We start from the raw sequence: 23,966 nt of genomic DNA, 5'->3' as shown, positions 1-23,966 counted from the left end.
TCAAGTACCATGCGAGCGGATTGACAACGCATGACGGAATAAAATAGTTGCACTAAGTGAATTATTGCCGTACTTTAACAGTGACTTCAGGTCGTGCTTGAGCGACCGCGATGAATAGACAGGTTTTGCTTCGATAACGAACGAGAGCCGTAGCCGCATGCAACTATTTAAATCGAAGTGCTTCCGCCGCGCCGGACTGATCCTGGCCGGCAGCGCCTATTGGCTGATGACCACGACTGTCCTGCCGGCGCATGCCGATTCGCGCAGTCCGCTGCAAGGCAATCCGACCGATACCTTGCCTAAGGCCGAAGCCCCGTCCAGTTCGACGGTGACCATCAATGTGCAGACCCAGCCGGTCGATCCGGCCATGCAGAAACTGCTGGCAAGTCATCTGACGCCTTCGCGTTTCCAGATCGCCGGCAGCAAGACCCTGCCGTTCGAGGAAATTGCAGCGCTGTTCGCGCCGATGGCCAATCGCGACGTCACCGTGGCGGAATTGCTGGCCGCCGCCAACAAGGTCACGCAGATGTACCAGGAGCGCGGCTATCCGCTGTCCTTTGCGTTCATTCCGGCTCAGACTTTCGAGAATAATGTAGTGGTGGTCACGGTGGTGGAAGGCTATGTCAGCAACGTCAAGGTAGAAGGCAATCCGGGCGGCAGTGAAGAGCGCCTGAAGCTGATCGCTGAACAGTTGCAGCAGGACAGGCCGTTGCGGCGCGCCACGTTCGAACGGGTCGCCGGCATTCTCAGTTTGCAGCCAGGGGTCAAGATCGTCGCCAACGTGGCGCCGCCGACCACCACCGACGGCGCCGCCGACATGGTGCTGACGGTGAAGCGCAAACCGATCACCGTGGGCGTCGGCGCCGATTACCGGCAGCCAGGCATACGCGGCTTGCTGACCGCCAGCAGCAACGGCTTGACGCCGCTGGGCGAGCAGGTGACGGTGAGCACGCTGCAGCCGAGCGGCGAGCAGCATGAAAAATACTATGCGCTGAATTATGTCCAGCCGATCGGCACGGATGGCTTGCTGGCCAAGGTGAACTGGTCTGACTATCGTGCGCAGCCACAAAATGCAGCCCTGTCATCGGTCGATTACCTGAATCAATATCAAACCAAGACCACCCGCGTTGGCGCCTCTCTCAGCTATCCGGTGATCCTGGATAACACGCATAGCTTGACCGTCACCGGCGGCGCGTACTCGGCGGAAAACAGTCAGGTGTTTACCCGTTCGGTGCCGGCCACGCCGATGACATTGGAACTGAGTTCGCAGGTGCGGGTGTTAAGCGCAGAGGCTGCATGGACCGATGTCAAGACAGGGCCGGACAAATTGCAGCAGACGCGCCAGTTGAATGTCGGCGTCTATAAAGCCCTGAGCTCGCTCGGCAGCAGGACTGAGCAGAGCAACGTCGATTTGGGTTTTACCAAAGTCACTCTACAAGCGGCGCAATCGAACCAGCTGCCCGGCGGCTTCGGCGTTGCGGTAGCCGCCAGCACGCAGTACAGCAGCAACATCCTGCCGACATCGGAACAGATCGGTTTTGGTGGGAGATTATTCGGGCTTGCCTACCCTGCGGGCGAGCTGGCCGGGGACAAAGGCTGGGGCGTATCGGCTGAAATAAACCGGCTGTTCCCCATGAGTTACACCTACCTGAAAACAGTGCAACCGTATTTTCTGGTGGACCATTCTCGAGTGTATTCCAATGCAGGTCCTTTGAGTCATGACACATTGGGGTCTGTTGCGCTGGGGGTACGCTTTTCAGACGGCCATTACTACACCTTGGACCTGTCGATAGCGAAGCCGGTAGCCGACATTCCCATCAACTCCAGTTCGCGATCGCCGCGTGTAAATGCGGCTTATTCGTATCAGATGGATTAAATGCGGGTTCGCGCGGAGATGGCTGTCTCCCGATCGGCGCCGGTGCTACGGATTTTTCGTTGCCATAGGCCATTGATCACCTCTTTCCTGATGTGCACGAATGTCCAGTGACTGTTAAGCAAACACCAGCAAATCTGCCGGTCCGGAGTGTTTTCCCACCTTTTTCCATGCCTTGAAACTGTGGAAATCAGCTTGCGTTTTTATGACGAATAAAACTATGAAAAATACACGTCGATAGTTGTTTTCTGAATTTCTTTATGGAAATTTTTACTTGCTTAGATGTAAGCATTTTTTTCATAATGTAAAACAATATTTCAAAGAAAAATCGCGGTTCACCTATGAAAACGGTACTAGAGAGATTATTCTAATAATAAGTTTCTTAAGGGAAAAATTTATCTTGAGGTAATTTTTAATCGGGGCTATGCTGATACTGCGTAGTCCGAAATCAGGTGCTGCAATTCAGGGTAGAACGCGAGTCTGTTTTTCCTCTGATTGCGATACTGCAGGCTACCTCTTTAATGCGATGAGTGTTTCTTCGGGAGATCACAATGAACGTCAAATTAATGAAATTTCTTCGGGATGAAGACGGCGTTACCGCCATTGAGTATGGTCTGATTGCGGGCCTGATTGCGGTGGTAATCATTGGTGCAGTCACTGGTCTAGGCACCAAGTTGGGGGCAATATTTACCAGTATAACCAACGCTATTCCATAGCGGCCTAAATGCTTGCTACTGGAAACCCACTCGATGTACATACCAGAGACCATACGCTGTCCAGCTATTTTAACGATTAGTTGGAGAGCGTAAAAAAATTCAGGATATGCACTATTCCCTGTTGCTGCTTTTGCTGTTTTGCGCTGCCATATTTATGTACGACTATTTGTTCAGGCGCGTTCCAAACAGATTGTTACTGATGGCAATTGCAGTGCAACTAGGTTGGCTTGCAAGTTCGGGAAATGGATTGAACGGTGTGACATGGACAGGCGCACTCTCTGGATTTGCGGTCGGGCTGATTTTTTTCCTGCCACTGTATGCCCTGCGTGCAATGGCGGCAGGCGATGTGAAGTTCTTTGCCGTACTTGGCCTATTGCTTGGGCCAGCTGCGTTATTGCCGGTGTTTTTGATCGGATCAATGTTCGCTGGCGTACATGCTGTCGTGATCTACATATTGCGAATGGGGCTTGCGCCGGGCTTGCACGTTGTCGCGATGCGCGTGGCGCGCTGGCCTTTGTATCAGCGTGTTTTGGAACGGCGTGGTAATCGTATCGGTATTCCCTATGCTGCATATCTGGCGTTAGCGGGGGCTTGGGCTGGCATGTGCAGTGCGGGAGTAATCCCGGGTTTTATCTGAATTGTTGTTTGCACCATGCATGTCAGTACAGCGCGCGTCGGTAATATACCAATCGTTTCGGCTGTGAAGATCGGGAGCAGGGATGTATAACAAATATAAATGTGCAGCTCGTCCTGATATGGACAGAGGGGCCAAGAGCGTTACTCAGAGCGGTGTGGCAGCAATAGAGTTTGCCTTGATATTTCCCGTATTCTTCATAGTGCTGTATGGGATCATCACCTATGTGCTGATTTTCCTGGCCCAGCAATCCCTCGCGCTGGCGGCGGAAGAAGGCGCACGTGCAGCGTTGCGTTACACCACTGCCGATCGCGGCACGATTGCCTGTAATACAGCCACGCAACTTGTCAGCTGGCTGGGCAGCAGCGGAGGCGCGTCGACAGCGACCTGCACGCCGGTCGGGCCATTCACCTGCGCCTTTCCCGCTGGCACCACCGCACAATGCATTACCGTAAACCTCGCCTACCCTTATGCGGCGAAGCCTTTGGTGCCGCTACTGCTGGGGCCAATCATGAGCATTGCGGTACCTACGACACTGGCGAGTTCTGCGACTGTACAAATTAACTGAATAAAGCTGCCTCAGGGCTGAAGATTTTTACGCGCAATGCCAGCTTTTGTCGGTCTTGAATCATTGAGCCAATGACTTACCCTTTGCTGACTTGAATTTGACATGGAAACCACCTTGAACAATCTTTTCGTTCGGACAGGCATCGAGTACACACCATGAATAATCTGACAAAAATTGTTGCAGCGATATTGGTGGTGGCCGCGCTTGGTTTGGCATTTGTAGCCTGGTGGCTGGGCAGTCGCCCGCCGCCAACGCTCGCACCGGCGCCAGCGGTGGCCAGCAAGTCGTCGTCCCAGCACTACGAAGTAATCGTGGCGGCACGCGCACTGGAAGCGGGCAAGGCTATCACTACTAACGACATCAGCCTGGTGACTTTGCCTATCAATCCTGCAGGCGCCTTCGACCAGGCCAGTTCGGTGGTCGGCAAAGTACCGCTGATTGATATCGGCATCGGCACACCCATCACGGAAAGCGGCTTGGCCAGCGGCCTGTCTGTCAAACTGGCCGACGGCGAACGGGCAGTGGCGATTCCCGTCGATGAAATTGTCGGTGCAGGCAACCGGGTTCAGGCAGGTGATTATGTGGATGTCTTTTTCACTCTCAAGCAATCCCAGGATATCGCGACGACGCAGTCGCGCTTGCTGCTATCGCGTGTACATGTACTGTCATACGGAGCAGCTGTGATCGGTACGGGAACAAGCAGCGGCAGCGCGGGAGTCGTGCCGACGCAGCAATCCTCTTCGCAATCCGCACAAGCGGCGCAAGCAGCTCCCCAGGGCCAGCAAGCGGCGCGCACCGCCGTATTGGCGACACAAGTTGCCGACGTCAACCGGTTGTTGCTGGCAACTCAGAATGGAAAGCTGACACTGGCGCTGCGCAATCCAAGCGATGAAACCATTTCCGATGTGGCGCTGTTTCCACAGATCCCTGCGGTGCTTGCGGGGAAAAGGGATTTGACGCGCGATCAGCAGGAGGCATTAAAGCAGCCTGATAACCAGGCTTTTGCCGGCATAGAAATGGATGGCCTGAGCAGCGATTCAAAATCGTCGGCCCACAAGCCGGGAGGGCGCAATCTGGCCGCGGCGAGAGCGGCGGGTCCTGCATCCGCACGTGGTGCTGGAAATGCTGGGACGGTGGAAGTGATTCGCGGCACGCAACGAGAATCGGTGGCTTTTTAACGCATAGATATCTTCGAATGACCGGCTTATATCGATAACAGGACGACGCGTAACTCATGAAAATCCACGACCTACTTCTACCATTGTTATTGAGCGCAAATGTCATCCCTGCAATTTCGATTGCAGCTGCTGACGCAGCAGATATTTCGTTGGGTGCACGGGAGCAGCAAACCTTGCCGGTAGCCGGTACGCTGGAGCGGATTGCCATTGCGGATCCGGAAGTGGCGGATGTACTGATGGTGAAGGGAACCGGAGGCAAGAGCGGCAGTGTGATTTTGGTAGGAAAAAAGCCAGGCAACACCACCTTGACGGTATGGTCTAAAGGATTGCCGGCCAGGACCTGGCGGGTCAAGGTACAGGGCGATTTGCAGGCAGCGCTGGCTGGACGGCCGGGTGCCGAGGTCCAGGTGCGTGGCGGCGCCGGTTTGATCAGCGGCCAGACACCATCGCTGCTGGACCACTTGAGCAGTAGTGCGGTTGCAGCCGACGCCGTGGGCAAGGGAAAAGTGCTCGATATTTCCAGTATCGACAGCGGCAATGTAGTGCAGATAGATGTCAAGATTGTCGAATTCAGCAAGGAGGTACTGAAGCAGATCGGCTTTGATTTCGGCGCCAGCGTGAAGCGCGGTGGCTTCAGCTTCAATCTCGGCAGCAACCTGGCTTCCAATGGCGGCCTGAGCACGGGACCGGGCACGGGGGCGGTCAGTTTGCTGACTTCTTTGACGCGCGGAAATTTCAGCCTGACCAATAATTTGAAACTGGTCGAAACCAATGGCCTGGCCCGAGTGCTGGCCGAACCTTCATTGACCGCTCTCTCGGGACAGAGCGCAAGCTTCCTGGCGGGGGGAGAGCTGCCGATTCCACAATCTGCGGGCCTGGGCTCCATCACTATCGAATACAAGCCTTACGGTATCGGTCTGACCGTATCGCCGACTATATTGTCGAAGGGCCGGATTGCATTGAAGGTCGCCCCGGAAGCCAGTGAGCTGGACTATACCAATGCCATCATATCCAACAATGTATCGATTCCCGCCATCACGACCAGGCGCGCCGATACCACGGTAGAACTGGGTGATGGCGAAAGCTTCATTATCGGCGGCCTGGTATCGCGCACGACCAAATCCAATGTGGCGAAAATTCCGCTATTAGGTGATTTACCGATTATCGGCAGCTTTTTCCGCAACATGAGCTACACGCAGGACGATAAAGAACTGGTGATCATAGTCACGCCCCATGTCGTGCAGCCTATCGCAAAAAATGTGCCGCTGCCGACGCCTGGCGAAGGCGAGCGCCGCAATACTGCGGGAACCGCATGGGGAAGCTATTTATTGGGGGGAGCGAGCCGAGACGAGTTGCCAGGATTTTCGAAATAAGCGACAGCCATTTTTGGACTACATGATGAACGCTCGTAACAAAGTATTGAATGAACTGACGTCGCTCAGCCGTTTTGTCTTTTGCTCGCGCAACAGCGCGCAGGCGGAATGGCTAGGTGCTGCCCTTGGGAAATGGGGTACCTTGCTGCAGGAAAAAGCCGATGTGGCTGAACTGTTGTCGCGTATAGCCGAGCTCAATCCTTTGCTGGTTCTGCTGGATTTTTCCGGCGTCGAGCAGATACACGACCATGCCGGCGTGCTGTCGCTTGATTCGGTCAGCAGCACCGCGCATGCGGTTGAACTGGCGCGCGCTTTGAGCAAGTCTCTTCCAGCCCTGCCATTGGTAGCGGTCGGTTCCATGGCTTTTCCTGAAGGCGCGGTAGCGGCACTGCGCGCCGGCGTCAGCGATTTCATCGATGTCAGCGCCTCCGAAGACGAAGCGCGCGAAGTCGTGCAGCGTGTGCTGGCGAAGGCGGCCGCGCGGAATCCGGCACCGGTCAAGCGTGGCCAGCTGGTGACGCTGCTCGGTGTCCGTTCCGGCATCGGTACCAGCACCCTGGCGGCGCATCTGGCCGACATGATTCAGCAGCGTAACGGCAATCAAGGCGGCAAGCATGCCGCCACCGATAGCCGAGTGGCGCTGCTCGATCTCGGCCTGCCTGCCGGCGACGGCAAGCTATACCTGAGCGCCAACGGCAATTTCGACTTCGCCGAAGCAGTACGCAACTTGCGGCGCTTCGACGAAACCCTGGTGCATACCGCGCTGCCGCGCAGTCCCGGCGGCGTCACAGTGATTTCATTGCCGCACAGCCTGAGCGAGATGCGTACCGTCTCGCATCACGATGCCCTGGCTTTGCTGGACCGCCTGCGCCTGTATTTCGATGTACTGATTGCCGACCTGGGCGGCTTCACCAACCACGAATTCATCGCCAACCTGACCGGCGCCGCCGACCAGGTATGGCTGGTGACGGATCAGAGCGTCGGCGCGCTGGTGTCGCTGGCGGGCACCCTGCAAGAATTGAATGGGCGCCATCCGGACGACGGCAAGCGGCATCTGGTGGTCAACCGCTACGACGACCGCTTCGGCATGGGCGCCAGCCAGATTGCGGAGCGTTTCAAGTTGCCTTTGCTCGCGACTTTGCCGGAACGCACGCTGAAGCTGACTTCCAGCGCCAACCGCGGCAAGCTGCTGCATGAGGTAGCGCCGCATGATGCATACGTGCGGGCGGTAGATGGCCTGATAGACGGTTTGCTTAGCCATGCTGAGGTAACGCCGCACAAGCTGGGAGTCGGGCGCTGGCTGCCGAAAATCCTGTTGAGGAAATAGACCTGTATTCGCATTGATGCAAGCGTGATTTAGACCGATCTGCGCCGCCATTCCTTACCTGTCCGCAGAAAATGCAAAAGACAGGCGGGCGCGGCCCCTGATGAAAGACGGGAGACATAAACGTGAGTAACCAGATTGAATTTGCGGATGACGACCAGACCTTCTCGAATACCCAGGAATTCCAGGATATCAAGACGGCGGCCTACGATCATCTACTGACGCGGATCGAAGAACTGGGCGCGGAGTTCGGACGCTGGTCGCGCAGCGCGATCCAGCAATTCGTCAATCTGGATGTCGATGGCTTCGTGCGCCTGCAACGCATCCCTCTGAATGAATCGGAAGTACGGCAGATTGCCGATGCCCTGACCAAGGAACTGGCGGGACTGGGGCCGCTGGAAGATCTGCTGGCGGACGTGACGGTCGAAGACATCCTGATCAACGGCTATAACGACGTATTTGTCTCGCGCCACGGCATCCTGCAGCGCGAGACCCTGCGCTTTACCGACAATGCGCACTTGCTGCGTATCGTCAGGCGGATCCTGGCGCCGCTGGGCCGCCGCCTGGACGAATCGAACCCGATGGTCGATGCGCGCCTGCCGGATGGCGGCCGCTTGAACGTCGTCATCGAACCGCTGTCAGTGGACGGTCCGATGGTGTCGATCCGCAAATTCCGCAAGGAGCCGCTGAAACCTACCGATCTGCTTAATCTCGGCACCATGAATGACGAGATCTACACGCTGCTGGATAACGCCGTCAAGGCCCGTTGCAATATTCTGGTGTCGGGCGGGACCAGCTCCGGGAAAACCTCTCTGCTCAATGCACTGGCCTTTTTTATTCCGGAAAAAGAACGGGTGGTGACGGTTGAAGATACCGCAGAACTGTCACTCAACCATCCGCACGTGGTACGGCTGGAATCGCGTCTGGGCGGTTTTGAAGGCGCCGGCGCTGTCAGCATCCGCGACCTGATACGCAACAGCCTGCGCATGCGGCCTGACCGCATCATCGTAGGTGAAGTGCGCGGCGCCGAAGTGCTGGAAATGCTGCAGGCGATGAACACCGGCCACGACGGTTCGATGGGAACCATCCACGCCAATACGCCGCGTGAATGTTTGTACCGGATTGAAATGCTGGCCGGCTTTGCCGGTTTCCAGGGCAGCGAAAGCAGCCTCAGGCGGCAGATCGCCGGCGCCCTCGATTTCATCGTGCAGATCGGCCGGCTCTCCAACGGCCGCCGCCGCATTGTTTCGATCACCGAGGTCACCGGTATGGGCGACAACATCATCACCCTGCAGGAACTGTATCGGCACGAGAGTTTTATCGGCCCGGATGGGGAAGAAGCGGATCGCTGGATTTCTCTGGGAATCTTTCCGCACGCGCCGAAGCTGCAGCGGCAACGCCAGCTCGGACAGCAAAGCAGCGGTAGCCCGAATACCGGCGGTCCCGGTTCCAGCACCAGCGGCCAGGCGGGGAGGCGCTAGCCATGCATATCGCGCTCTGGCTGCTTGCCGCCGCCCTGCTGCTGACCGGCAGCGCGCTATGGCTTTGGCAGCGCGCGCAGCACCGGACACAGCAAGACGTCAGCGCTGCGTTCGTGGATCGGCAGATTCAGGGCTTGCAGCCGCCCCAGCAACAGCCGCAAAACGCGGAGCAGGTATCGCAGCAGCCGCGTGTGCCGTCAGAAGCGTTGCGCAATTTCTTTTTGCGCGCCGGGATCCAGCATCCCAGCGGAAAATTGTATGTGCAGCTGATAGTGCCGGGTATTGCATTGGTGTTGCTGGCCTTGATACTTGGCGGCTGGCTGTCGGCATTGGGGACGGCATTGTTATATGCCATGCTGGTGGTGTTTTATTTCTGGCTGAGGACCTCAAAAATGCAACGCACCCTGATCAGACAGTTGCCGGGATTCCTGGATACCCTGGTGCGTCTGGTTACGATAGGCAACAGCATTGGCGCCGCATTCCAGACAGGTATTGGCAATACCGAGGGACCGCTGCGGGTTATTCTGGATCGCGCCAACAGGCAGGTGCAGGCCGGTGTCGATCTGGAGCACGCATTGCGCCAGCAGGCAGCAATCTACAAATTCAAGGAGCTCGATCTTGTCGCCGCCGTAATCGGCGTTTCTTCTCGGTTTGGCGGTCGCTCTGATCTGGTCCTGGAACGCATGGCGGCATTCATGCGCGACCTCGAGCATGCGCAGAATGAGATGGCTTCCTTGTCGGCGGAAATCCGCTTGTCAGCCTGGATCATGGGAATCTTGCCGATCGCCATTGGCATCTTTCTGATCATCTTTAATAACAATATGTTTGTCGGCATGTGGCAAGACCCGGTAGGTAAAAAAATGCTGCTGGGTGCAGTGGTGCTTGAAATAGTTGGCGGCTACTTCCTGTATCGGCTGGCGAAATCGATTTAGCCGTGTGGCCGGCGTTTGGTGTTATCTGAGGCGGAAATAAAGTGGACAAGACACAACACATGCTGATCATCCTGGCTGTCCTGCTGTTTGCAGCTGCCCTGTTGCTGATTGGGGTCGCGCTGCTTGCCAGGGCCCGGCGTCTGCAGCGCAATCTGGAGACGGTCGATGAAAAAATCGCGTCGCATGATCGGCCTGCGGCGATGCCTGGCGCTGTTGTCACTCAACTGGGCTGGCGAGAATGGTTGATTGCGTTCAGTGCAAATTGGCTGGATACGCCTGTAGGCAGGGCGCTGGTGGCAGAGGATGACCGGCATCTGCTGGACCAGTGCGGTGTCAACGATATGCGAGGGAAAGCGCTGTTTTTAGCAGTACGGGTGGTGCTGGCTATCAGTTTGCCGCTGTTCGGCTTGCTGTTTTTTGAAAATGGTTTTTTTTCGATATTGCTGATTCTTTTTGTTGGCTTCGCCCTGGGATATATGCTGCCAAAGTGGGTAATGCAGAGTTCGGCCAGAAAGCGTCAGCGCCAGGCTGCGGAGGAATTGCCTTTGTTGATCGACCTGCTGCGCTTGCTGCAGGGGGTGGGATTGTCGGTTGACCAAAGCCTGCATGTGATTGAAAACGAATTCAGAAGTGTCTTGAAAGTATTGGGTGAAGAACTGGCCATCGCGGGTCGTCAATACAGTACCGGACGCAGCCGGGAACAGTCGATGCGGCGCTTTTCCACGATATTCGACAATGAGGACCTGCATGCCGTGTCACGCCTCCTGGTACAGGTGGAACATCATGGCGGAGCGGTGCAAGAGCCGCTCAAGCAGTTCAGCGAACGGGTCCGTGAACAGCGCAAGCTGGACATGCGGGAAAAGATCGGGAAATTGACAGTGAAGATGACCGGGGTCATGGTCCTGACCTTGCTGCCGGGACTATTGGTAATTACCGGCGGGGTGGGCTTTCTTGCAGTGATACGCGCCCTGTCGAAAATGGGAGTGCCTGGATGACTTTTTTTAGCAGAACGTCAGGTGCAAGGAATATTGCATCAAGAGGACGTTATTTCGAACCCTGGATATTTCCTTGCGCCATTGTGCTTTGTTCAGCGGCTTTGAGCGGTTGCGCCAGCGATGCGGCAAAAATGTATGCGCAACAAAACGAGGCTGCTCAACTGCGCCAGCAGGCCGAGGAAAAAGTGCCGACACCTGACAATAAGGGCATGTATCTGGATTTGATCCTGCAAATGCAGGATGAAGGAAGGTATTTCGCATCGCTGGCGCATATCGATGCCTACGAACAGAAAAATGGCAGCACACCGGAGCTGCAACGCCTGCGTGCGGATGCGCTGCGTGAAACCCGACAGAGTGCGGCTGCAGATGCTGCCTACCGCAAGTTGCTGAATTCGGCCGAAGCGGGTGCGGCCTGGCATGGCCTGGGTTTGCTGGCGGCACAGAATGGGGACTATCCGGCCGCGGTGACTGCGCTGCGCGAAGCTGGTAAACGAGAACCAACCAATCCGGTGATATTGAGCGATCTTGGCTATGCCATGTTGCGCAGCGGCGATGTCGCCGGCGCGCGAGTCCCGCTGGCGCAGGCGGCGGAGCTGGCGCCGGACAATCGCAAGATGATTGGGAATCTGGCTTTGCTGCTGCTTGTCTCAGGCGAGCCTGACAAGGCACGCCAGGTCATGGATAAGGCTGGCTTGCCGCCGGAAAGCCGCACCAGGGTATATGGCCTGGCGACAGAGATCGGCCAGCGGCAGCCGGCGGTGGTGACGTTTCAAGCTGGCGACTCCGCTAAAGCCGGTGTGAACGGTAGCGTCGTGCCAACAGCTAAAAGCGTGAGCCCGGTGCCGTTGCCGGCAATGCCGTTTCAATCGATGATGGACCGCTTCGGTAACGGCGGGTGAGCCACGACAAGATCGTCATGCAGTTAAATTTTTGCTCAAGAGGTAGAAAATGAAAGCGCAAGGGATTTTTTTTCAGCGGTTCTTTCTCGCAGGGTCGATACTGCTGGCGGCAGCCGCAATGTCGGAGGTGTACGCGCAAAACATGACGCCGCTCACCGGTACGCTTTTGCAAGAACCTGTTTCTAATGTAAATACCGCCGCGCCGGTTACCAGCACGCCAAGTGCCAGTTACCAACAGGCAGCAGCAAGCGCTGCTGTGCCCGATCAATCGTCATCCGCAGCAACGCCCCCGGAGCGATATGCCAGAGTCCGTATCGGCGACGTTACACACACGCTGTTGCAGGCACAGGCGGACGGCCGTGTCGCCGGCGCGCGCCTGCCGATGCTGGGTGCAACGGCGGACGTCAGCTGGCAGCGCTACCTGGATAGTTTCAAACATCCGCTGCCAGAGTTTTATGAGAATAAAGTAACCAAGAAGCAGTCAAATTAATTACCTAACGCGGACAGCGACAGCAAACTGTCGTCAACCTATCATGAACCCACGTCTGGAGCACATTGCCGAACGTCTTTCATCCGCTGGCCAGTGCCGGGATGCGATGCATCGACGACGCGGTTCCGTGGCCGTGATGGCGGCGATCTTTCTGTCAATTGTCATTATCCTGTTCTCGTCGATAGATATCGGCTACATGTTCTACATGAAAAGGAATTTGCAGAAAGCGGCGGATCTGGCGGCACTGGCCGGCACTCAGCAGCTTGTCAGCACGCCGCTGAGTGGGAATCCAACGACATGTTCAGCAGGCGATGGACCGGTACTGGCCGCGATAGGCAATGCTCGGACCAACGGCTTTTCGACGGCGGCGCCGAATACGATGGCGAATACGATCACCGTTACCTGCGGTCGCTGGGACCCGATAGCCAATGCTGCCTCGGCGCCCAGCTACTTTGCCCCGCCGATTGCCGGAGCGGCATTGAATTCGGTTCGGGTGCTTCTTACACAGAACGTACCCGCCTTTTTTGGATTGGGAATGCGTACGCTGAGCGCGCAGGCGATTGGATCGGCTAGCGATCCCTATGCGGCGTTCTCGGTCGGATCGAATTTATTAAAAATCAAAGGTGGAGTCGTTCCGAATTTTCTGTCAGCGCTGGGGCTCAACCTTAACGGTACTTCTCTGGTTACCTACAACGGTTTGGCCAACGTATCGGTGACCCCAAATGGCTTGTTAAAAGCACTTGGCTTTGAAATTCCGCTACATGCCAGCGTAGGGACTATCACACAGTTACTGAATGCGAATACTACCGGCTGCAGCAACGGAATATGCACGCTGCAAGCTTTGCTTGGAGCCGTTTCGATTGTAGGCAGCCAGCAGAATCTGATCAGCGCGCTTGGACTTACCGTCGGGCAGCTCAGCTTGCCGGTGCGGCTTCTGTCGGTTCCTGGCGGGCAGGGCGGGCTGTTCACGTTGATCAACGCAGCAGATGGCCAGTCTGCGCTGAATGCAAATGTGAGTGCACTGGATATTGTCAGCACCGCTATTGGGGTTGCTAACGGTAATCACGCCATAGCCGGGACTGTCTCTGTTCCTAATGTGTTAAACACCCAAATTGGCATCGTCGAGCCGCCGTCGATTGGTATTGGCGGGGTTAATACGACTGCTTTTACAGCGCAGGTGCGGCTATATACCACTATTGGACCGCTCGATTTACCGCCTTTGCTCCATGTTAATTTGCCTATTGTTATTGACGTTGTCAACGGCTTGGGGACGGTGCAGAGAATGTGCAACATAGCTGACAGAGATAGTAGCGGCAACGACAGAGCATATATTTCGGTGCAAGCCCCTATATTGAGTGTATGTGTAGGCAATTTGAATGAAAGCGCTGCGTTTTCAACGAATGGAGCTTGTAGCGCGAATTTGACTGCCGCTCCAAATATGGTCCAGGTTCTTGGTATATCTTTGATCAACAGCCCAATTTCCATTCCGGGATTGCCGAATAATAGCAATGTGCTTTTGAGTAAAGGACAGACTGCGACTACCGGTAGCAATAATTTGCAGATTGGTACTACCGTGACCAATGTGTTTAATGCTTTGCTTGGTGCTTTAATTGGCAATTTGCTGGGAAACCCAAGTACCAACTCTGTCAACAACAATAATTTAGCGACGAGTCTATTGAGTAGTGTCCATCAAAATCTGACCGTTGCGCAGAACACTGTCACTAGCGGCCTGACTTCGCTGAATACACTCGCCTCTAATCCGGTTGCCGGTCTTCTTAACAGTTTAGGAGGATTGGTCGGCAATGTACTTTCTAGCGTTGGACAACTTGTCAGTGGTCTTCTATGCCTTGGAAATAGCCAATGCATATTGTCAACTCAACTGGCAGGAAGCCAGAACAGCGGCGGAACTAGCGTTTCAAATGCGCTTGTCTCGCTCTTGGGTATTGTGGTCAATCTGCTGCAGCCTATTTTGAATGCCTTAGGCGGCGCTCTGGCGACGCTTTTGAGCAACGTACTTGGCGTCCAGCTGGGCACGGTTGACGTCAGCCTTTTAGATCTGAATTGCGGCGGCACCAGCGTCAAGCTGGTTTATTAATCAAATGGATATGTAAAACAATCTCACTATGACGAACAAGCAGCAAGGAGTGGCCAGGATGGCTTATTTGTTGGGATTCGAGCGCTTCATCGCACCCGTCCTGATCAAGTTGATCTATTGGATCGGCATAGTGGCGATCCTGGTCGCCGGCGCCACCAGTTTCGTCAATGCCAGCAGCGAGGGTATCGGCCGCATGCTGCTGACCCTGGTCGCCTTGCTGCTGTCCCTGCTGATCTGGCGCTTGGTCAGCGAGCTCTGGATCCTGGCATTCAATATCTACGAACGACTGGTTGAAATCCGCGACCTGATGGCGCGCCAGGCGCCGGCGCCGGCAATCATCCGGCCTGCGCTGCCTGAGAGTGACTGAAAGAGATGACCATGCAAAACAAGCCTTTGCAAGAAAGTCTCGATATCTACATATGGGAAGGCAATTCCGATATTGCCGACCGTATTTCGCTGTGCCTGGCGAGCTTTGATATCGAGGTGATCCGTGCCGACGGTCTTCCTGTAACGCGCGACCAGGTGTCGTCGCGGCCTTCGATCGCCGTGATTTCCGTGACCGTGATCGAGCACTCTGAGTTTTCCGCCGACGCCTGGCAGAAATCGCATGGCATGCCGGTGATCTGGGTGGCGGAGGTGGGGCGGGCTGCCAATCCGCGCATCTATCCGGTCGAGTATTCGCATATCCTGATGCTGGATTTCACCTGCGCTGAATTGCGCAAGCTGGTGTTCCGCCTGGCTTCCGAGCTGCACGCCAGCGCCAGTGCCGACCGCATGCCGCAACCGCTGATCGCGCAATCGGAATCGATGCAGACGCTGGTGGCGGAAGCCGAGGCGTTCGCCGATTGCGAATCGAGCGTGCTGATCATGGGCGAGACCGGCGTCGGCAAAGAGCGCATCGCCCAGCTGCTGCATCAGCGCCACGGCCGTTATCGCCACGGGCCGTTTGTCGCGGTCAACTGCGGCGCCATTCCGGACGGTTTGTTCGAGTCGCTGTTTTTCGGCCATGCCAAAGGTGCGTTTACCGGCGCCTTGCTGGCCCACAAAGGTTATTTCGAGCAGGCCGACGGCGGCACCCTGTTCCTCGATGAAATCGGCGACCTGCCGTTGTACCAGCAGGTCAAATTGTTGCGCGTGCTGGAACAGAGCACGGTGACCCGGCTGGGATCGCAAACCGAGGTCAAGCTGGATTTCCGGCTGGTGGCGGCGACCAACCGCAATCTGCGCGAGCAGGTGCAGCAGGACATGTTCCGCGCCGACCTGTATTACCGGCTGGCGGTGATCGAGCTGCGCGTGCCGAACCTGGAAGAGCGCGGCAGCGCCGACAAGATCGCGATCTTCAGCACTTTGCTGGGGCAGACCTACGAAGACATCCCGCCGCCGCCGGAATGGCTGCTGGAGCTGGTCGCCGCCGCAAAATTCGCCGGCAACGTGCGCGAGCTGCGCAATGTCGCCGAGCGGGTCGGGATCATCTATCGCCAGCTGGGCGTCTGGGACCGTACCCGCATCGACCGCGTATTCGATACGCTGGGCACGATGGAGCGCCTGGTGGAGGGCAATGACCTGACCGCGGTCCGCAAGAAGTGGGATATGGCGGAGCGCAGCAGGATCCTGGCGGTGCTGGACGCCAACGGCTGGCGCCGGCAGGATACCGCGCATGCGCTTGGCATCAGCCGCAAGGTGCTGTGGGAAAAAATGCGCAAGTTCCAGATTGCCGATACCGAAGCAATTGGCGAAGCTGAGTAACCCCCCCAACGCTCGTCCGAATGTCGGATTTTTCTTCTTTTGAGGCGGCTTTTGGCCTTGATGGCGAGGAAATCCGAGGGATGCGGATGGTAAAATAGCCAACAATCGCATTTTAAGTAAAAACAATGCCCAGTTACAACAAAATTGCAGATAAAATTGGCTGCATGATGCAACTTATGTCGACAATAAAACTTAATGTTAGCGAAGGAATCAGGGGATGAAAGTAACTGTACGCAATGCGGTTCGCGGTTTAGGACTGGGATTGTTCTTTGCCGGCTTGTCGCTCAATGCAATGGCGCAATCGTCTACCGTCAGCCCAGTGCCGGCTACTGTTGCTCCTACCCCTGCCGCCAGCGTTAAGGCAGCGCCCAGCGGCAACAGCACCATCACCGAATTGCAGCAGCTGATGCAGAGCCAGGGCGTGAGTGAATTGCGTACCACTTACAACGGCAATTACGGTTCCAGCCTGCTGTTCAAGCCTGACAACCGTACTTATTACGTCGCCTTGTTCCAGCAAAAGAACTTCTGGCGCGTGGTCAAGACCACCTCCGATACCCAGGCCGAGCAGATCTACAAGAGCTTCGTCGCCCAGACCGAAAAACTGGCGGCGATCGACATCCGCCGGATTCAGCTGGAAGCTGAAAAAACCTACACCGAGCAGCAGATCGCCAGCCAGGAAACCCGTCTCAGCGCGCTGCAGAACGACCTGGTCGTGCAGCAGCAGCAAGAACAGAATGTGAACGCACAGCAGGAACAGGCGCGCCAGCAAGCGCAAGTCCTGAGCAGCAAGCAGCAAGCCGCGCGCAGCGAATTGCGTGCATTGCAGAATCGTATCCGTACGCTGGAATCGCAGCAGACCATCATGGATAACGGCGGCTTCAGCGCGGACAAGACCACCAGCAAATAAGACGTGAATTGCACGCCGGGCCATTGGCTTGGCGGTAGCGTAAAAATGAAACGGGATGCGTAGAGTTACGCATCCCGTTTTTTTGTCTGTCGCATGCCTTATATTTTTTGTCGCTTGATCGCAAGCGGATAGCTTGTCCTCACCAGGCGCCGCCGGAATTTTTCGACATGGAAATCGACGCAGAAATACAGCGCGATCGAACAGAGGATCGAAATGCCAGCGATCACAAACGACCAGTACCAGCTGCCCTGGTGATCAACGATCAGGTAGGCGACCACCGGCCAATGGGTAAGGTAAATCGGATAGCTCAATTCGCCGACGAATTTATCCAGTTTGCTATGCCTGGTGGCATGGAACATAGGAATCACGCAGGCGGCGAATAGTGCGAAAGGGATGCACAGCAGTATCTGGTGATCCCACAGCTTCTGCGCCGCGGCGATGCAGGCGATGCTGATGCCGACGCCGAGTACCGAACACCATGAGGCAGCAAGGCTCATCCGATCCAGTGAGGCGCCGTATTTTTTCCAGCCATGGTAGGCCGTCATGCCGAACAAAAACAGCCAGAAGGTATTGAATCCGCTGTAGCGCTGCAAGGGATGCAGCGGGTACAGGTCCGACATGATGGCAACGTGAACCAGCAGCGCCATTGCCAGCACCGCGAAGATGGCTTTCGGTTTTCTGGCAATGAATGGTGCAAGCAGGTAGAAGCTGATTTCTTCGCCTATCGACCAGATGTGCGGCATGTGCGCCGCGTTGAGCAAGGCGCTGGCGCCGCCTTCAGGCGTGGCAAGAAAAACCAGCTTCCCTGTCGTGCTGTCCATGCCAAACCAGCCGAGCGTATTGTAAAAAAACATCGTGAGGTTGACTGTCCAGGTATAGACGGCGGCCAAGGTCGACGTGTATATCGCGCTCGACATCGGAGCGATCAGCAGCAATACCACTAGCAGCACGACGATGTAACTCGGCCACAGGCGCAGAAAGCGCGCGCCATAAAAGCCGGCGATATTGTCCTGGTATTTTTCATTCAGGACCAGGGCCATATAGAAGCCGGAGATGACAAAGAAAGCGTAGACCGCCAACAAGCCGTCGATACCGGGTACGTGAATGCCGTTGTGGGAAAAGACAACCGATAGCGCCAAGAAAAAACGGATCAGCCCCATGTATTTTTGTCACTTGCTTGATTCATTTGAAACAACCTTCTGCTGGATGGCCTGGCCGGTAATAGTAACAACTCTGTGCCCAGGCCTCAATAGCAGGCTGTAAAGGGGAAGGGCGATCAGAAACGGTGTTCGTAAAGCGGCCTTGGCCGATGCATGGCGTTTTCGCAGCAGCTCATCCGGCAATCCGCAACAGCTGCCAGCCGGCAAAGCCGAGCAGGATGCAGCCGCCGATCCGGTTGACCAGGATCATGATGCCGGGCCCTATCTTGTGGCGCACCGAAGCCACGCCGCAGGCCAGCAGCAGCCACCAGAACGCCGATCCGAAAAATACCCCGAGCACCATGAGCGCCGCCGCAGCCGGTGCGCTCGCCGCAGGCCCGGCAATGGCGGCAAATACGGCGATGAAAGAGAGGATGGTCATGGGATTGGCCAGGGTCAGCAGGAACACGGAAATGAAGGCCTTGCCGGCAAAGACGCCGTTGGCCGTATTGGCGACGCTGGCAGACGGCGCTGCGCGCAGCAGCTTGATTCCCATCCAGAGCAGGAACAAGGCGCCGAACACGGCCAGCGGCGTTGTCAGCGCGACAAAGTAGCTGGTCACGGTGGCCAGGCCGAAGGCGCCGATGGCGCCATAGGTAGCATCGGCCGTGGCGGCTCCCAGCCCGCTGGCGAAACCGATGCGCGGGCCATGGGCGATAGTGCGCTGGATGCACAGCAGGCCGACCGGTCCCACCGGTGCGGCGATCGACAGGCCGATCAAGGCTGCCTTCATGAATAATGCGACGTCCACTTTTCATCCCTTGCAAGAGCTACGCTGGAATGTAAATTATCTCAAGAGCGCCGCGGCAGCCGAATAAGCAAAATAAGGTAGAACTGTTATATTGCCTCTATTATTCTCGTCAAAGCTGTTGCTATCCTTAATCATGGAAATAGATGCCAAGGGCTGGAAAATCCTGGCCGCGATTCAGAGCGACGGCCGCATCTCGCTGAAGGCGCTTGCCGACCATTGCGGCCTGTCGCTGCCGGCCACGTCGGAGCGGCTCAAGCGGCTGGAGGAGGCGGGAATCGTCAGCGGCTATCGTGCGGTAGTCAACGCCGAGGCCGTCGGCTGCGGTGTCATGGCAGTGATCGGCATCACCACCGCGCAGCCCGACAAGGCGCGCCTGATCGCTCAGTTGCGGGCCATGCCGGAAGTACTTGAATGTCTGCATGTGACGGGGCAGGACTCGTTTCTCCTGCGCGTCGTGACCAAGGACATCCGCCATCTGGAACGCTTCGTCGGCAGCATCAATCATTACGGCGAAACGCGGACTTCGATTGTCATGTCGACGCCGATCGAGCAGCGCTCGATTGCGCAATTTCCCGCTGAAATGTGAAATGAATCCCGGCCGGCGGCGCTAGCTGCCATGATGCATTTCGATGAAAATAAGAAGAAATGGCGCCGCGTGGCGGTTTGCAGCCGGTCGACCTGGTCCGGACGGCAAGCGCATGATGTTTTATATGTAAGGTAGAAAAAGAAATGGGTTATGCCCTGTTAGGGACATAACCCACTCCAACTGTTACCTTTCAAGAGGTAGGTTTACTTTACATTCACTACCCCACTGGCGTCAACTGTTCATGTTGACAGCCCGCCAGGCTGGCAAGACGCAGCTCCTTTGTAGCTTCCCTTATCCCAATCCGATTGCAGATCCGGAGCCGTTCTCGATGCCGGTGTTTGCTTGTCCCGGGCCAGAAAAATGGCCCTTTTTTTCGTTTGGACGGGCATCTAGGTAAGACCGTGATGAATCCGGCGCATCAGACTATGCGTCATGCATCGCGTTTTTCCACTTTTACCTGGAGGCGTCTGTGATTGATAAAAATGCGTTACGAACAGTTCGGCTGAAAAAAGCCGCATCGAATTTAGCGATGGTCATTTCCGCTTCCTTGCTTGGCGCTTGCAGCGACGGTAGCTCCGGCCTGCAGACCGCGCTTTCGTCGGCAGCGGCGCAGCAGCCGCAAGCCGGGCCGGCAACCATTACTCCTTCAAGCACGGTGGCGGCACCGCCGGCAACGGCGCCGACTGCGACGCCGGCGGTAACGACGCCAGCAACGATCACACCGGCGACAACGCTACCAGCGCCTACCGCAACGCCACTAGCGCCAACGACCCCAACGGTGACGGTAGCGACTCCGGCGGTAAGTCCCGCTCCCGCTGTCGCAAAGCCTGGTTTGTATATCAGCGAAGTGGCCGCCAATTACCGTCGGACTGACGGCGTCAGCTGGGTCGAGGTTTTCAATAATTCGGCGCAAGCGATTCACCTGAGCGACTATCGCCTGCGCGCCACTGGATGGAACATCGCTACGCAAGATATCAGTACGGCGCCGATGAATTTCGATTTGCCGAAAGTGGATATTCCGGCTGGCGGCTATTTCGTCATCGCTGGAAAATTCATGTCGTTCCTGACCAATACCGACAAATCCGCCTATGTCTCCACGACTTCCGTGACCAATGGCAGCAGCAAAACCTATCTGCCTTACTGGAGCGACAGCGCAGGCTTTGTCGAGCTGCTGACGGCCAGCGACAACAAGACGGCGGATTTCGTCCGCTTTGGCACATCTGCGGTCACGCCGCTGACGCCATCGGCATGGAGCGGCGACAATGTGGCCGCGTTTCCCGCCAAGCCCAATTACGTGACGGTAGCCACGCCCGATCCGCTGGACAGCTACGACGGTTCGATCGTCAGGCTCAGCAACAGTTTCACGGTGAGCGGCAACAAGAGCGACTGGAGCAGGGTGGCGTTTTCGACGCCAGGCGGCCCGAATGACGTGCCGGCCGATGCAATCGACAGCGACAAGGACGGCATCCCGGATTCCGCCAAAGTGGCGGGCGGGAAATTCGGCGGCATGGATTTATACAGCCTCGGCGCGCGCAAGGGCCAGCGCGATATTTTCATTCACGTCAACTACATGAGCAGCGCCACCGACATCGCGGTGACGCCGCAGAAGAACGCTTTGCAAATGGTGGTCGATGCGTTCAGCCCGCATAACGTCAAGATTCATTTCGATGTCGGCAATCTGTTCAGCAGTTCGGTGTCCGCCGCCAGCTTCAATCTGTCGGGAGACGTCAGCCATAAAGTCACTTTCGAGAAATGTACGCAGATTCTTTCTTCGACCGCCAAGTCCAATGCCGACTTCACGCCCGATGCCGGCTGTTCCAGCATCTATAAGTATTCGAGCGGCTCCTTCGATGTGCGCCGCAAACCGGTGTTCCGCTTCATGCAGATGGCCAGTTCGCAGCTTGCCAGCGGCGCCGGCGGTTCGTCCGGCATCGCTGAACTCCCAGGCAACAAATTCCTGGTCACGCTGGGCGGTTCCGGCTTTGCGCCGAATAACGCCAGGCTGCAAACTATCCTGGTCAATTTCCAGGGCGGCACCATCATGCATGAATTCGGTCATACGCTGGGATTGCATCACGGTGGTTTTGAAGACCAGAACTACAAGCCGAACTACTTCAGCATCATGAACTACATGTACCAGCTGAATGGCCTGCCGGCCGACGCTCGCGGCGGCAATCCGCTGCAGCGCTACTACTACACTTTCAACAATGATTTCAATTCACCGGTCCCGGGCTATGCCAAGGCAGGTTCCTACAAGCTTTGCGATTTGCCTGAAGGACCATGCAACGCCGTGTTCAAGATAGACTATTCAAACGGCTCGGGGAAAAGCCTGGACGAGGCCAATCTGCTGGAAGCCGACAATATCGGCCGCGGCAGCGTCAACGGCGCCTACCTGGATTGGAATTTGAACGGCTTGCAGGATCCGTTGAGCTATGCGTTTGACTACATCAACGGCCAGACCGTGATGCAGGACAATGACGACTGGAGCAAGCTGATCCTGGCGGCCAATCCGCATGTAGTCGCGGCGGCGGCAGTGGAAGCCAAGGCAGGCGTGCGTCTGGGCGAGACCAGGAAGCGCGGTGTGATCGCACTGGAGCAGCCGCCGTCGGTGCACTTGCTGAATGAAATCACCAACCTGAAATAAGCGGCATGAAAATGATGATCTCGATGCACCGCTTCGGTCTGCTGCTGTCGGCCGCGGCTCTGGCGGCTTGCGCCTGCCAGAGCGTGGCAAGCGACCGGCTGCAGTTCGAGGGTGTGCCGCTAGAGAGCGCCGAAACGCTGCTGGCGCATGCCGAGCTGAATCCGGCCGGCCAGATGCAGCTCGACCTGGGGCGGCAGGGCATGGTCACCATCTCGCCCTGGCCGGAGGCATTGCCGCGGCAGCTGCAAGCGCAGTACGCAACGCTGCGGCAGACCCAGCATCCGGCAGGCCCGCTTCAATCCTTGCTGTTGCGTACCGCGGAAAGCAAGGAGCCATGGCTGACGCTGGTGGCGAACGGCGGGCTGAACTGGGGACTGCTGCCGGGCATCCGTTTGCGCGGAGCTGCCGGCGGCGGCGTCAGGATCGCGGGCTTGAAAAGCGATCTGTCCGTGGCGCCGGGCGAGGCCGTCAAGTTCCGCGATGGCGCCATGCATTGCTGGCAATTCGGCCTGCTTGCCGTGCGCCTGCCGCAAGGCATGGCGGGCATTTCCCAGGAAGGCGAACCGCGTGCCGACTGGTACTTGCGCGGAGACCTGGCATGCTGAGAGAGCCGGTGCGGCATGCCTGTTGAGCGACACAATACGGCTTCCATTTCTGGAAGCCGTATTTACTTCAACGCTCTCTCAAGGCTGTGACGACTGCCATTCGCGCGCCAGCAGTGCGTAGCCATATTCATCGGACCAGTCGCCCTTGAAAAAAATGTTTTCCCGAAAATGCGCCTCGCGCCGGAATCCCAGCTTTTCCAGCAGCCGCTGCACGCGCAGGTTGGCGGCATCCACGGTGGCAGTGATCCGGTGTTTCTTGAGATCGTCGAACAGGCAAGCGATGACACGGGAAAGCGCTTCCGTGGCGTAGCCTTGTTTTTGATAGAGCGAATCGAAAGTCACGCCGATTTCAGCCTGCTGCCCATCGTCGAAGAAATGCACCGCGACGTCGCCCGCCAGTGCGCCATCTGCTTTGCGTTCGGCGGCGATCTGGAACCAGCTCTCGCCGGTATTGAACGCTAGTCCGTGCTGTTGCTCGAAGAACGCTTCAGCGTCCGCTGCTGAATAGCTCGACCAGCTTTGATAACGCGCGACCTCGGGCTGGTTGCGATAGCCGGCAAAGGCGGCCAGGTCGTGGCGGCCGAAGCGTCTTAGCAGCAGCCGTTCTGTCGTCAGGGGCAATATGTCCATTCTTGTTTTATCTCTCAGCTTGTGACGTGAAGGCGTCAGCGTACACGATGAGCATTCGTTGCGCATAGTGCGACGTTCCGGCGCCTGTTCTAGGGCTGTTGGCAGAACGGGGTGGGGGGATTCCTCTCGTGGAGGATGGACATATGGGGAATATGTCAGTGGAAAAGAAAAAAGGCCCTCAAAGTTGAGAGCCTTATATTCAATGGTGCCGAGAGCCGGAATCGAACCGGCACGCTGTCTCCAGCGCGGGATTTTGAGTCCCGTGCGTCTACCTATTCCGCCATCTCGGCAACGCGTCCGCTATTATGACTGATTTCTTAGGCGCGATCAATAGCCTTTG

The 23,966-nt window shown here is 56.7% G+C and carries 22 protein-coding genes and 1 tRNA gene; 19 read left to right on the top strand and 4 right to left on the bottom strand.

Going from position 1 to position 23,966, the window contains the following annotated elements:
• Positions 1-157: 157 nt before the first annotated feature.
• The 16 genes from VNZ65_RS02930 (at position 158) to VNZ65_RS02855 (ending at position 17,211) form a co-directional block, all read left to right on the top strand.
• Positions 158-1,876, top strand: coding sequence for a ShlB/FhaC/HecB family hemolysin secretion/activation protein (locus VNZ65_RS02930; RefSeq protein WP_325665906.1), 1,719 nt, complete (start codon positions 158-160; stop codon positions 1,874-1,876).
• A 548-nt stretch (positions 1,877-2,424) separates the two neighbouring features.
• The gene (locus VNZ65_RS02925) at positions 2,425-2,589 is read left to right on the top strand and encodes a Flp family type IVb pilin (protein WP_325665904.1); all 165 of its coding nucleotides are present in this window, start codon (positions 2,425-2,427) and stop codon (positions 2,587-2,589) included.
• 106 nt (positions 2,590-2,695) lie between these two features.
• The gene (locus VNZ65_RS02920; RefSeq protein ID WP_325665902.1) at positions 2,696-3,226 is read left to right on the top strand and encodes an A24 family peptidase; all 531 of its coding nucleotides are present in this window, start codon (positions 2,696-2,698) and stop codon (positions 3,224-3,226) included.
• 118 nt (positions 3,227-3,344) lie between these two features.
• Complete coding sequence (locus tag VNZ65_RS02915; protein ID WP_325665924.1) at positions 3,345-3,791, top strand: TadE/TadG family type IV pilus assembly protein; 447 nt, start codon at positions 3,345-3,347, stop codon at positions 3,789-3,791.
• A 155-nt stretch (positions 3,792-3,946) separates the two neighbouring features.
• Complete coding sequence (gene cpaB, locus VNZ65_RS02910) at positions 3,947-4,969, top strand: Flp pilus assembly protein CpaB (RefSeq protein ID WP_325665900.1); 1,023 nt, start codon at positions 3,947-3,949, stop codon at positions 4,967-4,969.
• A 56-nt stretch (positions 4,970-5,025) separates the two neighbouring features.
• On the top strand, positions 5,026-6,342 hold the full coding sequence (locus tag VNZ65_RS02905) for a type II and III secretion system protein family protein (RefSeq protein WP_325665898.1): 1,317 nt from the start codon (positions 5,026-5,028) through the stop codon (positions 6,340-6,342).
• A gap of 22 nt (positions 6,343-6,364) precedes the next feature.
• On the top strand, positions 6,365-7,669 hold the full coding sequence (locus VNZ65_RS02900) for a pilus assembly protein CpaE (RefSeq protein ID WP_325665896.1): 1,305 nt from the start codon (positions 6,365-6,367) through the stop codon (positions 7,667-7,669).
• Between the two features lie 122 nt (positions 7,670-7,791).
• Positions 7,792-9,147 carry a CpaF family protein gene (locus tag VNZ65_RS02895; protein ID WP_061937577.1) on the top strand — a complete coding sequence of 452 codons (1,356 nt, stop codon included), beginning with the start codon at positions 7,792-7,794 and terminating at the stop codon, positions 9,145-9,147.
• 2 nt (positions 9,148-9,149) lie between these two features.
• Positions 9,150-10,079, top strand: a complete 930-nt coding sequence (locus VNZ65_RS02890) for a type II secretion system F family protein (protein ID WP_325665892.1) — start codon at positions 9,150-9,152, stop codon at positions 10,077-10,079.
• A 41-nt stretch (positions 10,080-10,120) separates the two neighbouring features.
• Positions 10,121-11,074: a type II secretion system F family protein gene (locus tag VNZ65_RS02885; protein WP_325665890.1), complete on the top strand. Its 954-nt coding sequence runs from the start codon at positions 10,121-10,123 to the stop codon at positions 11,072-11,074.
• A 131-nt stretch (positions 11,075-11,205) separates the two neighbouring features.
• The gene (locus VNZ65_RS02880) at positions 11,206-11,973 is read left to right on the top strand and encodes a tetratricopeptide repeat protein (RefSeq protein ID WP_325665888.1); all 768 of its coding nucleotides are present in this window, start codon (positions 11,206-11,208) and stop codon (positions 11,971-11,973) included.
• A 49-nt stretch (positions 11,974-12,022) separates the two neighbouring features.
• The gene (locus VNZ65_RS02875; RefSeq protein ID WP_325665886.1) at positions 12,023-12,463 is read left to right on the top strand and encodes a DUF3613 domain-containing protein; all 441 of its coding nucleotides are present in this window, start codon (positions 12,023-12,025) and stop codon (positions 12,461-12,463) included.
• A 43-nt stretch (positions 12,464-12,506) separates the two neighbouring features.
• Entirely contained in the window at positions 12,507-14,558 is a 2,052-nt protein-coding gene (locus VNZ65_RS02870) for a pilus assembly protein TadG-related protein (RefSeq protein ID WP_325665884.1), read from the top strand.
• Positions 14,559-14,616: 58 nt separating this feature from the next.
• Positions 14,617-14,925: a DUF4282 domain-containing protein gene (locus VNZ65_RS02865; RefSeq protein WP_325665882.1), complete on the top strand. Its 309-nt coding sequence runs from the start codon at positions 14,617-14,619 to the stop codon at positions 14,923-14,925.
• An 11-nt stretch (positions 14,926-14,936) separates the two neighbouring features.
• Complete coding sequence (locus VNZ65_RS02860; RefSeq protein ID WP_325665880.1) at positions 14,937-16,304, top strand: sigma-54 dependent transcriptional regulator; 1,368 nt, start codon at positions 14,937-14,939, stop codon at positions 16,302-16,304.
• Positions 16,305-16,521: 217 nt separating this feature from the next.
• Complete coding sequence (locus VNZ65_RS02855; RefSeq protein WP_325665878.1) at positions 16,522-17,211, top strand: DUF2968 domain-containing protein; 690 nt, start codon at positions 16,522-16,524, stop codon at positions 17,209-17,211.
• Positions 17,212-17,309: 98 nt separating this feature from the next.
• Here the strand turns inward: VNZ65_RS02855 and VNZ65_RS02850 are convergent, their stop codons facing one another.
• Positions 17,310-18,371, bottom strand: a complete 1,062-nt coding sequence (locus VNZ65_RS02850; protein ID WP_325665876.1) for an acyltransferase — start codon at positions 18,369-18,371, stop codon at positions 17,310-17,312.
• 172 nt (positions 18,372-18,543) lie between these two features.
• Entirely contained in the window at positions 18,544-19,161 is a 618-nt protein-coding gene (locus VNZ65_RS02845) for a LysE family translocator (protein ID WP_325665874.1), read from the bottom strand.
• A gap of 133 nt (positions 19,162-19,294) precedes the next feature.
• Between VNZ65_RS02845 and VNZ65_RS02840 the strand changes: the two genes are divergently transcribed.
• From VNZ65_RS02840 to VNZ65_RS02830, 3 genes are all read left to right on the top strand, one after another.
• Positions 19,295-19,747, top strand: coding sequence for an Lrp/AsnC family transcriptional regulator (locus VNZ65_RS02840; RefSeq protein ID WP_325665872.1), 453 nt, complete (start codon positions 19,295-19,297; stop codon positions 19,745-19,747).
• A 529-nt stretch (positions 19,748-20,276) separates the two neighbouring features.
• Positions 20,277-22,391: a hypothetical protein gene (locus VNZ65_RS02835; protein ID WP_325665870.1), complete on the top strand. Its 2,115-nt coding sequence runs from the start codon at positions 20,277-20,279 to the stop codon at positions 22,389-22,391.
• A gap of 5 nt (positions 22,392-22,396) precedes the next feature.
• The gene (locus VNZ65_RS02830) at positions 22,397-22,996 is read left to right on the top strand and encodes a hypothetical protein (protein WP_325665868.1); all 600 of its coding nucleotides are present in this window, start codon (positions 22,397-22,399) and stop codon (positions 22,994-22,996) included.
• A gap of 78 nt (positions 22,997-23,074) precedes the next feature.
• On the opposite strand, the gene VNZ65_RS02825 is transcribed toward VNZ65_RS02830, so the two are convergent.
• Positions 23,075-23,626 carry a GNAT family protein gene (locus VNZ65_RS02825; RefSeq protein WP_325665866.1) on the bottom strand — a complete coding sequence of 184 codons (552 nt, stop codon included), beginning with the start codon at positions 23,624-23,626 and terminating at the stop codon, positions 23,075-23,077.
• A 203-nt stretch (positions 23,627-23,829) separates the two neighbouring features.
• A tRNA-Leu gene (locus VNZ65_RS02820) sits at positions 23,830-23,916 on the bottom strand.
• Positions 23,917-23,966: the final 50 nt, after the last annotated feature.

The sequence above is a fragment of the Collimonas sp. genome, from assembly GCF_035566555.1.
In the GTDB taxonomy this organism is placed as follows: Bacteria; Pseudomonadota; Gammaproteobacteria; order Burkholderiales; family Burkholderiaceae_D; genus Collimonas.
The sequence above is the reverse complement of the archived record's forward strand: the minus strand, read 5'-3'. Positions and strand labels throughout refer to the sequence as shown.

Bases quoted from the DNA above. Each gene is read 5' to 3' on its own strand.
- VNZ65_RS02840 (WP_325665872.1), top strand. From the start codon at position 19,295: ATGGAAATAGATGCCAAGGGCTGGAAAATCCTGGCCGCGATTCAGAGC.
- VNZ65_RS02860 (WP_325665880.1), top strand. From the start codon at position 14,937: ATGCAAAACAAGCCTTTGCAAGAAAGTCTCGATATCTACATATGGGAA.
- VNZ65_RS02880 (WP_325665888.1), top strand. From the start codon at position 11,206: ATGTATGCGCAACAAAACGAGGCTGCTCAACTGCGCCAGCAGGCCGAG.
- VNZ65_RS02875 (WP_325665886.1), top strand. From the start codon at position 12,023: ATGAAAGCGCAAGGGATTTTTTTTCAGCGGTTCTTTCTCGCAGGGTCG.
- VNZ65_RS02825 (WP_325665866.1), bottom strand. From the start codon at position 23,626: ATGGACATATTGCCCCTGACGACAGAACGGCTGCTGCTAAGACGCTTC.
- VNZ65_RS02835 (WP_325665870.1), top strand. From the start codon at position 20,277: ATGGTCATTTCCGCTTCCTTGCTTGGCGCTTGCAGCGACGGTAGCTCC.
- VNZ65_RS02905 (WP_325665898.1), top strand. From the start codon at position 5,026: ATGAAAATCCACGACCTACTTCTACCATTGTTATTGAGCGCAAATGTC.
- VNZ65_RS02920 (WP_325665902.1), top strand. From the start codon at position 2,696: ATGCACTATTCCCTGTTGCTGCTTTTGCTGTTTTGCGCTGCCATATTT.
- VNZ65_RS02830 (WP_325665868.1), top strand. From the start codon at position 22,397: ATGAAAATGATGATCTCGATGCACCGCTTCGGTCTGCTGCTGTCGGCC.
- VNZ65_RS02855 (WP_325665878.1), top strand. From the start codon at position 16,522: ATGAAAGTAACTGTACGCAATGCGGTTCGCGGTTTAGGACTGGGATTG.
- cpaB (WP_325665900.1), top strand. From the start codon at position 3,947: ATGAATAATCTGACAAAAATTGTTGCAGCGATATTGGTGGTGGCCGCG.
- VNZ65_RS02865 (WP_325665882.1), top strand. From the start codon at position 14,617: ATGGCTTATTTGTTGGGATTCGAGCGCTTCATCGCACCCGTCCTGATC.
- VNZ65_RS02915 (WP_325665924.1), top strand. From the start codon at position 3,345: ATGGACAGAGGGGCCAAGAGCGTTACTCAGAGCGGTGTGGCAGCAATA.
- VNZ65_RS02900 (WP_325665896.1), top strand. From the start codon at position 6,365: ATGATGAACGCTCGTAACAAAGTATTGAATGAACTGACGTCGCTCAGC.
- VNZ65_RS02890 (WP_325665892.1), top strand. From the start codon at position 9,150: ATGCATATCGCGCTCTGGCTGCTTGCCGCCGCCCTGCTGCTGACCGGC.
- VNZ65_RS02870 (WP_325665884.1), top strand. From the start codon at position 12,507: ATGAACCCACGTCTGGAGCACATTGCCGAACGTCTTTCATCCGCTGGC.
- VNZ65_RS02850 (WP_325665876.1), bottom strand. From the start codon at position 18,371: ATGGGGCTGATCCGTTTTTTCTTGGCGCTATCGGTTGTCTTTTCCCAC.
- VNZ65_RS02930 (WP_325665906.1), top strand. From the start codon at position 158: ATGCAACTATTTAAATCGAAGTGCTTCCGCCGCGCCGGACTGATCCTG.
- VNZ65_RS02925 (WP_325665904.1), top strand. From the start codon at position 2,425: ATGAACGTCAAATTAATGAAATTTCTTCGGGATGAAGACGGCGTTACC.